Origin of the sequence: Pollutimonas subterranea (genome assembly GCF_002849655.1) — a bacterium.
In the GTDB taxonomy this organism is placed as follows: Bacteria; Pseudomonadota; Gammaproteobacteria; order Burkholderiales; family Burkholderiaceae_B; genus Pollutimonas; species Pollutimonas subterranea.
In genome coordinates this window covers 1-254 of the sequence record NZ_PDNW01000066.1, presented here as the reverse complement: position 1 = coordinate 254, position 254 = coordinate 1, and the positions used below count along the sequence as shown (strand labels likewise).

The window sequence follows — 254 nt, the reverse complement described above, 5'->3', positions numbered from 1 at the left end:
TCGTACCGTGCGCAACTGGAAGCGCATAGACCAGGTCTGGCTCAACCCGGATAAGGTCAATAAAGAACTACCGGAAACCATGAAGCTCGTTGCATGAAAAAGCGGACATCATTGTTGACAAACACCGGGATGATGGATCGGTACTCGTACAGAACATTGACAAGCTGGAACAGATTGAACCGAGCCTGCGCCGTCATGGGCAGGTAGCCAAGTTCGTCAATGATGAGTACGTCGAATTTGGCCAACTGAGTGAT

The 254-nt window shown here is 50.0% G+C and carries 1 protein-coding gene; it reads right to left on the bottom strand.

What is annotated here, in order from left to right:
* Positions 1-56: 56 nt before the first annotated feature.
* Positions 57-254 (bottom strand): ATP-binding protein (locus CR159_RS22165; protein WP_158238590.1); only part of this gene is annotated, 198 nt, incomplete at its 5' end.